Consider the following 8430-nt stretch of genomic DNA (forward strand, 5'->3'; position numbering starts at 1 on the left):
ATTTGTTGCCAAGTCAGCTGCTACCCAACCAGCGGCGGTGCGGTATCTCCCTTATCTGGTGGGCCATCTCATTGGGGCTTTCTCCTTTGGGCTGGCGCAAGCTGGTGCGCGCCTATTGCCGCACCAGGCCGGGGCTGTATCGTCAGGCTCGCGAATTGCTGCAAAACGAGGGGGCGCGCTGCTGGGTGATCTCCGCCAGCCCCTGCGCGCTGGTGCGAGCCCAGCTCTATCAGCAACTGCCCGGCCAGTTGCCCCACCGGATCATTGGCTCGCAGATGCACTACCGTTTTGGCGGCCTGATGCCGCGCTTCTATTGCCACGGCCAGCACAAGCTGCTGCCGGAGATTTGCGCCCTCGATGCCGAGCTGGCCTTGAGCGACAGCCTACACGATCTGCCGCTGCTGGGGTTGGGGAAAGAGGCGTGGTTGATCAATCCGACGCCCACGCGACTGCAAAAAGCCCGTGCCCGCTTGCCCCATCTGATGGTCAAAAACTGGCAACTGTAAGGCAAAACTGACAGCCATGCGGGTCGTCACACTTTGATCCGCAGGGCTGCGGCTTGAATGTCACAATCCATTTACATATTTTGCTTCCAGCTGCGAAAAACTATCTGCAGCCCGCCTCTTCTCTTCCGGCTACGCCCTGCATCTAATGAAACAAGTTGTTAACACTTGCCGCACCGCTGCGTGCCGCAATCCGTTTTAACCGAATCAAGAGCAAGGAGCGCCCGATGAATGCCACCTCTTCCGCCACCCACACCATCAATCCGTTAGGCACTGACGGTTTCGAGTTTGTCGAGTACACAGCCCCCGATGCCAAGGGGATTGCCGCTCTCAAGAGCCTGTTTGTTTCGCTCGGGTTTGCCGAGGTCGCCAAGCACAAACACAAACAGTGCTGGCTCTACCGGCAGGGGGATATCAACTTTGTGGTCAATGCTGAGCCTCACTCCCAGGCGGAGCAGTTTGCCAGCCTGCACGGACCGAGCGTTTGCGGCATGGCATTTCGGGTGAGCGATGCGGGTAAAGCCCAGCAGTACGCCATCGCCAAGGGGGCCAAGCCTTTTGTCGGCAAGATTGGCCCGATGGAGCTCAATATTCCCGCCATCTACGGTATCGGCGAGAGCACTCTCTCCTTTGTTGACCGTTATGGCGACAAGGGCTCCATCTATGACGTGGATTTTGTCTTCTACCCCGACTGGCAGGCCCGGATGGCAGAGGTAGATGCCGGTCTTATGGAGATCGATCACCTGACCCACAACGTGCATCGCGGCAATATGGATGTCTGGTCCAACTTCTACGAGCGGATCGGCAACTTCCGCGAAATTCGCTACTTCGATATCGAGGGCAAGCTGACCGGGCTGCATTCGCGCGCCATGACCGCCCCCTGCGGCAAGATCCGCATTCCCATCAACGAGTCGGCGGATGACAAGTCCCAGATCGAGGAGTACCTGCGTCAGTACAAGGGGGAGGGGATCCAGCACATCGCCATGGCCTCCAGCGATATCTACCAGACCATCCGCACCCTGCGCAGCCGTGGTACCGGCTTTATGCCGACGCCCGATACCTACTACGAGAAGGTGAACAGCCGGGTCGAGGGGCATCAGGAGGATCTGGCGGCCCTCAAAGAGCTGCGCATCCTCATCGACGGCTCCCCCACCAAGGATGGCATCCTGTTGCAGATCTTCACCGATACCGTGATAGGCCCGGTCTTCTTCGAGATCATCCAGCGCAAGGGCAACGAAGGGTTTGGCGAGGGCAATTTCAAGGCGCTGTTTGAATCGATAGAGCTGGACCAGATCCGCCGCGGCGTGCTGGGTGGCGGTGAGGATGAGAAGGGTGCCCGCAAAGAGGGTGCGAGCAATGCGTAACTGGATTAACTTCCCCCATCGGGAGGGGACCCACTCCCGACAGGCCCATGCCGATCTGCCGGAGCAGGCCATCTATGAGCGCGAGTTGGGGCGCAGCGGCTTTTTTGGCCCAGCTACCCACATGCACCACAAGCATGCCCCCACCGACTGGAGCAGTTGGGAAGGGCCGCTGCGGCCACGGCTGTTTGACTTGAATGCCCTCCAGGAGGAGGTAAGCTCGCTCTCTCCCTGGGTGGCTCCCGACATTCTCAGCAACCCCCACTGCCGCTACCGAGTCTGGCGGCTCTCCGAGGCGATGCCGTTTCTGGTGCGCAATGCCGACGGCGACGAGCTGCTCTTTATCCACGAGGGGGGCGGTGAGTTCTTCTGCGACTACGGCCACCTGACTCTTCGCGATGGCGACTACGTGGTGATCCCCCGTGGCACCATGTGGCGCATCGAGCCGACGGCGCCCCTGTTCATCCTGATGATCGAGGCGACCAACGACAGCTACCAGCTGCCGGACAAGGGGCTGGTGGGCAATCACGCCATCTTCGACCCGACTGCGCTCGATGTGCCCGCCATCAACGAGCGCTTTTTGGCCCAGCAGGATGAGAATCCCTGGTCGCTGCAGGTGAAGCGCCACGATCAGGTGTCGGTCATCACCTGGCCCTTCAACCCGCTGGATGCGCAAGGTTGGCACGGGGACTTGTGCGTGGTGCGCCTCAACTGGCGCGATATCCGCCCGCTGATGAGCCACCGCTACCATCTGCCGCCGTCGGCTCATTCGACCTTTGTGGCGAGCCGCTTCGTGATCTGTACCTTCGTGCCACGCCCCATCGAGAGCGATCCCGGCGCCCTCAAGGTGCCCTTCTATCACAGCAATGACGATTACGACGAGGTGCTCTTTTACCACGCCGGGGATTTCTTCAGCCGGGACAATATCGAGCGGGGCATGGTCACCTTCCATCCCGCCGGTTTCACCCACGGCCCCCATCCCAAGGCGTTTGCGGCAGGGCAGGCCTATGCCAAGAAGTTCACCGACGAGGTGGCGGTGATGCTAGATACCCGCGATGCGCTGAACGTCGGCAGTCTGTGCGAAGGGATCGAGAACACCCGGTATGTCTCCAGCTGGCAGCGCCCGGACGCTGCTGCCGGTAAATAAGGAATCGCTTATGAAATTGGCAACATTGAACAATGGCAAGCGCGATGGCGCTTTGGTGGTGGTGAGCCGGGATCTGACCCGGGCGGTACGGGTGAGCGAGATTGCCCCGACGTTGCAGACCGCCCTCGACGAGTGGGCCGAGGTTGCCCAAAGGCTCGAGGCTGTCTATCAGCAGCTTAACGAGGGCCACGTTGGTGAGGCATTCCCCTTTGACGAAGCGTCTTGCCTCTCTCCCTTGCCGCGTGCCTACCAGTGGGCCGATGGCAGCGCCTACGTCAACCATGTGGAGCTGGTGCGCAAGGCGCGCGGCGCCGAGATGCCGGAGAGCTTCTGGCACGATCCGTTGATGTATCAGGGGGGCTCCGACAGCTTTCTCGCCCCCCGTGGCCCCATCGTGATGGGTTCGGAAGAGTGGGGGATCGATTTCGAGTCGGAAGTCGCCATCATCACCGACGACGTGCCGATGGGGGTGAGCCCGCAGGGGGCCGCCAGTCACGTCAAGCTGCTGATGCTGGTCAACGACGTGAGCCTGCGCAACCTGATCCCGGGGGAGCTGGCCAAGGGCTTTGGCTTCTTCCAGTCCAAACCATCCAGCGCCTTCTCGCCGGTGGCCATCACCCCGGATGAGCTGGGCGATGACTGGCGTGATGGCAAGGTGATGCTGCCCCTGCACACCCATCTGAATGGTGCCCTGTTTGGCGCACCGGATGCCGGGGTGGACATGACCTTCAACTTCTTCGAGCTGATTGCCCATGCGGCCAAGACCCGTCCCCTTGGTGCGGGCTGCATCATCGGCTCGGGTACCGTCTCCAACTACGATCGCAGCGCCGGTTCATCCTGCATCGCCGAGCGCCGCATGCTGGAAATTCTTGATTGTGATCAAGCTATAACCCCCTATTTGCAGTTTGGTGATAGAGTGTCGATCGCGATGGAAGATCGCTCTGGCCAAAACCTGTTTGGCACCATCTCTCAACAGGTGGTGCCAGCGAGCGGTCAGGGAGGTTGATGGCCAGCGCCGGTTGGCGGCAAGGATATTCGGGATATGTCCGGATCACGACGAGCCCTCAACCGGTGCCGGATACACAAGGAGGCAGGTGGCGAGCACCTGCCGGGCTTCGGGCCCAGATAAGATGCAGGGACAGATTATGTTGCAGTTGTTTGGCTATTGGCGTTCGTCGGCAAGTTTTCGGGTGCGGATCGTGTTGCAGCTCAAGGGGCTCGCCTATGAGCAGCATCCCATCAATTTGCGGCAAGGCGAGCAGAGCGAGAAGGCCTATCGCCGGATCAATCCGCAAGGGCTGGTGCCGTTTCTGGTGGATGGCGATGTGCAGATCGGTCAGTCGGTCGCCATCATGGAGTACCTTGACGAGACCTATCCCGCCTATTCTCTGATGCCCTCTTCCCCCGACGCGCGGGCCCGGGTGCGCCAGATCGTTAACATGATCGCCTGCGATATTCACCCGCTCAACAATCTGCGGGTACTCAACTATCTGGAAGAGCACTTCAGGGCCAACAACGAGCAGGAGGCCCGCTGGTATCGCCACTGGATTGACGAGACCTTCACCGCCCTCGAACAGCTGTTGATGACCACCGCCGGTGTCTACTGCGTCGGTAACGAAGTGACCCTGGCCGACTGCATGCTGGTGCCCCAGGTCTACAACGCCCGCCGCTACGACATGACCCTGGACGATTACCCCACCATCCGTCGCATCGTCGCCAACTGCGAGCAGTTGCAAGCCTTTATCAAGGCGGCCCCTGCCAACCAGCCGGACGCGCAGTGACCTACTGACTTGAATCGCGGGATGGCGTCAGCACGCCATCCCGCGCGTTATTTTCCCGTCATCTCAGTCTGGACCTGTGATATCACCTATATCGCCACCGACGAAGGTTGGCTTTATCTGGCTGGTCTCAAGGATGTGTTTACCTGTGAGATAGTGGGTTATGTGATGGGAGAGCGAATGACCACCGGGTTGGTCAGTCAGGCGCTGTTTCGGGCTGTGCAGCAGAATGTGCAGCAGAAGAGGCAGCCTGTTGGGCTTATCCATCACACAGACCGGGGTGTGCCAAGGCTTACCGGGCTCTCCAGGTACAATTTGGTATGCAGACCTCCATGTCACGCAAGGGGAACTGCTTCGACAATGCCCTGATAGAAAGCTTTTGGGGGACTCTTAAAAATGAACTGGTTCACCACCATAGATTCAAGACGAGAGCGGAGGCCAAGGCAGCGATCCAGGAGTACATAGAGATTTTTTACAACCGCCAACGTCGGCATTCACGACTTGGCAATGTCAGCCCGACGGAGTTTAACAAGAGGTATTGGAGAACAGCTCAGGCTGCTTGATCCGGGACTGTCCGATCTTGTCAGGACACCTCATTTCTCCCACTTGTCCGTTGTAGTTACGCAGACTGATTTTCCCCGCCAGCAACTGCTTGAACCGATGTATCGCCGTCTCTGCCAGCGAGTGCCGGTGATACCCCGATATCTTCTTCCAGTGCGCCAACCCTTCCTTGCGCATCACCAGCACGGCCTCATTTCTTGGGTGTCCCTTTTTCCATAACCCCGCGTTCTTGCGAGGCGGGATACAGGCTGTCGCCCCTTTACCTGCTATCAGCTGATGGCTGGCTTTGCTGTCGTAGGCGCCATCCGCATAAATACGGCCCAGCTTGCGCCGCAGGGGATCGAGTAAGGTGGGCTGCACCTCGGCATCATGGACATTTTCCAGCGAGACTTCCGCTGCCACGATATCGTGAGTTGCTGGGTCCACCGCCAGATGCAGTTTGCGCCACACTCGCCACTTCTCGGCACCGTGTTTTCTGACTTTCCACTCGCCTTCACCAAATACCTTCAGGCCGGTCGAGTCGATGACCTGGTCGGTGATACGTCCCTTGGCGGGTTGTCGATAGGCCACAGCTACCGTACGGGCCCGCTTGCTGACACAACTGTAATCGGGGGCACAAAGCGGTAGGTTCATCAACTCGAACAGGGAGTCGAGTAGCCCCTGAGTTGCGCGAAGCGTGAGGCTGAAAATCCCCTTGAGCATCAGGAAGGTAGAGATGGTTTGGTCGGTGTAGAGCTGGCTGCGTCCCCGCCGCCTATGATGGTCGTGGTGAAACCAGTTACGCATGGCCTCGGCATCAACCCAGAAGGTGAGTGAACCACGGTTAAGCAAAGACTTGTTGTATTGAGGCCAGTTGGTGACCCATGATGCAGACTTGAAGAGGATGGTGGTGATCAGATCACCAAGTCCTCAGTTAGTTCCTTGATTTGGACAATAACACAAATAGACATAACAGGATTCTGTGTTCAAAAGAGGCTCCCGCGCGAAGCGGGAGCGGGGGGATCAGGGCTTGAGCAGTTGCAGCGACTCTTCTGCTGCCTTGCCTTGAGAGAGGGTGATATCGACCCGGCGATTTGCCTGGCGATGTTCGGGGGTGTCATTGGCAAAGCGGGGTTGAGTGTCGGCAACCCCCTGAGCGATGACTCGTCTGGCATCCAGCTGGGGATTGGTCAGCATGGTCTGCACGATGGAGGAGGCCCGCAGCACCGAGAGCTCCCAGTTGTTGCGATAGAGCTCCACCGGCGCTTGGGAGTTGTCGGTATGACCGGTGACCACTACCTGCCCCGGGATGTTGGCCAAAATGCCGGCGATCTTGTTGACCAGCGGGATGAACTGGGGCTGCAGGAACGCCGAATCGGCGGGAAACAGCGCCTTCTCGCCAATGCGGATCACCAGCTGACTGCCAAGCTGCTCGACCTCCAGATCCTTCGATTCGATCTGGGCCTTGAGCTGTTGCTCAAGCTTCTGCTTGGTCACCTGCACCCACTCCTGCTCCTTGGTCTTGTGGGGCCAAGCTTCGGTGGCGCTCGGTTTTTCCGAGGCACCTATGGTCTCGTTGAAGGGGTCCGATGCCGCCATGGGGGCATCTTTTTCCAGCACAGTCTCCTCTTTCGGGCTGCTCGGCGTAGTTTTTGATTCTGGCTCGAGAATCCCTGTGCCCCCCTGCATCAAAGGTGAGCCGGCAGGCGGGGAGATGAGGCCGATTTTACCCAGCGACTCGATAAAGCCCTGGATAAGCACCCGGGTTTCGGACTGCTTTGCCATGGCAAAGGAGTAGAGCACCACAAACAGGGCGAACAGCAGGGTCATGAAGTCGGCATAGGAGACCAGCCAGCGTTCATGGTTCTCCGGTGCTTCAGCCTTTTTCTTTTTGGCCACCGTGACCTCCCAGATAAGGTTCGAGGGTAACTTGCAGGCGTGCCTGGGATTCGCCATCCACGATGCAGAGAATGCCGGTCAGGGTCATCTCCTTGTAGTGGCGGATCTGGTGGGCGAACCCTTTGTAGCGGTTGCCGAACGGCAAGAAGATCAGGTTGGCTGCGGATACCCCGTAGATGGTGGCGATAAAGGCCACCGCGATGGCGCCGCCCAGCTTGTCGGGGGCATCCAGCAGACCCATGGCGTGGATCAGGCCAAATACCGCCCCGACGATCCCCATGGTCGGGCAGTAGCCGCCCATGGCTTCATAGAATTTGACCGTCTGTTCGAGATCTTCCTGTTCAAATTCGATCTCGTTCTCCAGCACCTCGTGGATTTTGGCCTTCTCGTAGCCATCGACCATCATCTGCACCCCTTTCTTCAGGAAGGGATCCTTGATCTCCTCGATCATCCCTTCCAGCGCCAGCATACCGCTGCGGCGGGCGTTGCCTGCCAGGGTCTCCAGCAACTGGGCCTGTTCCAGCAGGTCGAGTTTGAGGGGAGAGAGCAGCCATTTGAAACGCCTCATGGTGCTGCCGACGACGGAGAAAGGGAACTGGGTCAGCGCAGCACCTATGGTGCCACCTATCACGATAAGAAATGCGGGCAGATCGAGCAGTGCACTGGGATGACCACCCTCGATCATGTTGCCGCCAAGGATGGCGATCAACGCCAGTACCAAGCCAATCAAGCTCATCTTTTACACGTCCCTGCATGTTGATAATTGCTAGTGTAGCTACTTAAGTATCAGTTTTTCAAAATGAAATCCAATCGCTGAGCAATTAATGGGCGCTGGGTAACGTCCATAAAAGAAGGCGTGTTGCGGCCATAAGATGGCATTGCAATCATCTTGTTGCTCCTGTTGTGACAGGAAGGAACGCTTGTCGGGTGGGGCAATCACAAAAGCAAGGTAGGGGGCGGGAGCTGGCAATACGAAAAGCAGTGATGTTCCATCAGGGCTTTGCAAACCGGGGGATGAGTGCGTGGATGATCTGCCACTGCGTGGCTCTGGCTCACTTGTCGGCATAGGTGTTTGCGTTTGCCGGAAAGCAAAAAACCGACCCTGAGGTCGGTTTTTTTTAAATTTGGCGGTGAGGGAGGGATTCGAACCCTCATTCTCGTACATCACAGCACAAATATAACCTTCAATTTCAATAGCTTAC

The 8430-nt window shown here is 58.4% G+C and carries 7 protein-coding genes and 2 pseudogenes; 6 read left to right on the forward strand and 3 right to left on the reverse strand.

Annotated elements, in window-relative coordinates; all coding sequences use genetic code 11:
* The 6 genes and pseudogenes from AB5Y85_RS15135 to AB5Y85_RS15160 form a co-directional block, all read left to right on the forward strand.
* Window positions 1-506 (forward strand): haloacid dehalogenase-like hydrolase (locus AB5Y85_RS15135; protein WP_368221702.1); only part of this gene is annotated, 506 nt, incomplete at its 5' end.
* A gap of 224 nt (window positions 507-730) precedes the next feature.
* Window positions 731-1867, forward strand: a complete 1137-nt coding sequence (gene hppD, locus AB5Y85_RS15140) for a 4-hydroxyphenylpyruvate dioxygenase (protein WP_257688068.1) — start codon at window positions 731-733, stop codon at window positions 1865-1867.
* Window positions 1860-3011: a homogentisate 1,2-dioxygenase gene (locus tag AB5Y85_RS15145; protein WP_219270372.1), complete on the forward strand. Its 1152-nt coding sequence runs from the start codon at window positions 1860-1862 to the stop codon at window positions 3009-3011. The genes hppD and AB5Y85_RS15145 overlap by 8 nt, the downstream gene beginning before the upstream one ends.
* 10 nt (window positions 3012-3021) lie before the next feature.
* Window positions 3022-4017, forward strand: coding sequence for a fumarylacetoacetate hydrolase family protein (locus AB5Y85_RS15150; RefSeq protein ID WP_257688069.1), 996 nt, complete (start codon window positions 3022-3024; stop codon window positions 4015-4017).
* A 139-nt stretch (window positions 4018-4156) separates the two neighbouring features.
* Window positions 4157-4792 (forward strand): maleylacetoacetate isomerase, encoded by a 636-nt coding sequence (gene maiA / locus AB5Y85_RS15155; RefSeq protein ID WP_005361400.1) that lies wholly within the window; start codon window positions 4157-4159, stop codon window positions 4790-4792.
* Window positions 4793-4858: 66 nt separating this feature from the next.
* Window positions 4859-5352 (forward strand): annotated as a pseudogene (locus AB5Y85_RS15160) (IS3 family transposase); the annotation flags it as partial.
* A 34-nt stretch (window positions 5353-5386) separates the two neighbouring features.
* On the opposite strand, the pseudogene AB5Y85_RS15165 reads toward AB5Y85_RS15160, so the two are convergent.
* The 3 genes and pseudogenes from AB5Y85_RS15165 to AB5Y85_RS15175 all read right to left on the reverse strand — a co-directional run.
* Window positions 5387-6235, reverse strand: a pseudogene (locus tag AB5Y85_RS15165) (IS5 family transposase); the annotation flags it as partial.
* Between the two features lie 117 nt (window positions 6236-6352).
* Window positions 6353-7228 carry a flagellar motor protein MotB gene (locus tag AB5Y85_RS15170; protein ID WP_101529948.1) on the reverse strand — a complete coding sequence of 292 codons (876 nt, stop codon included), beginning with the start codon at window positions 7226-7228 and terminating at the stop codon, window positions 6353-6355.
* Window positions 7206-7964, reverse strand: coding sequence for a flagellar motor protein (locus AB5Y85_RS15175; RefSeq protein ID WP_005351127.1), 759 nt, complete (start codon window positions 7962-7964; stop codon window positions 7206-7208). The genes AB5Y85_RS15170 and AB5Y85_RS15175 overlap by 23 nt, the downstream gene beginning before the upstream one ends.
* Between the last annotated feature and the right edge of the window lie 466 nt (window positions 7965-8430).

The organism is Aeromonas sp. R3-1 (assembly GCF_040908345.1).
In the GTDB taxonomy this organism is placed as follows: Bacteria; Pseudomonadota; Gammaproteobacteria; order Enterobacterales; family Aeromonadaceae; genus Aeromonas; species Aeromonas veronii.

What these genes read in the sequence shown, in the direction of transcription:
- hppD (WP_257688068.1), top strand. Translation starts at nt 731, where the DNA reads ATGAATGCCACCTCTTCCGCCACCCACACCATCAATCCGTTAGGCACT.
- AB5Y85_RS15145 (WP_219270372.1), top strand. Translation starts at nt 1,860, where the DNA reads ATGCGTAACTGGATTAACTTCCCCCATCGGGAGGGGACCCACTCCCGA.
- AB5Y85_RS15150 (WP_257688069.1), top strand. Translation starts at nt 3,022, where the DNA reads ATGAAATTGGCAACATTGAACAATGGCAAGCGCGATGGCGCTTTGGTG.
- maiA (WP_005361400.1), top strand. Translation starts at nt 4,157, where the DNA reads ATGTTGCAGTTGTTTGGCTATTGGCGTTCGTCGGCAAGTTTTCGGGTG.
- AB5Y85_RS15175 (WP_005351127.1), bottom strand. Translation starts at nt 7,964, where the DNA reads ATGAGCTTGATTGGCTTGGTACTGGCGTTGATCGCCATCCTTGGCGGC.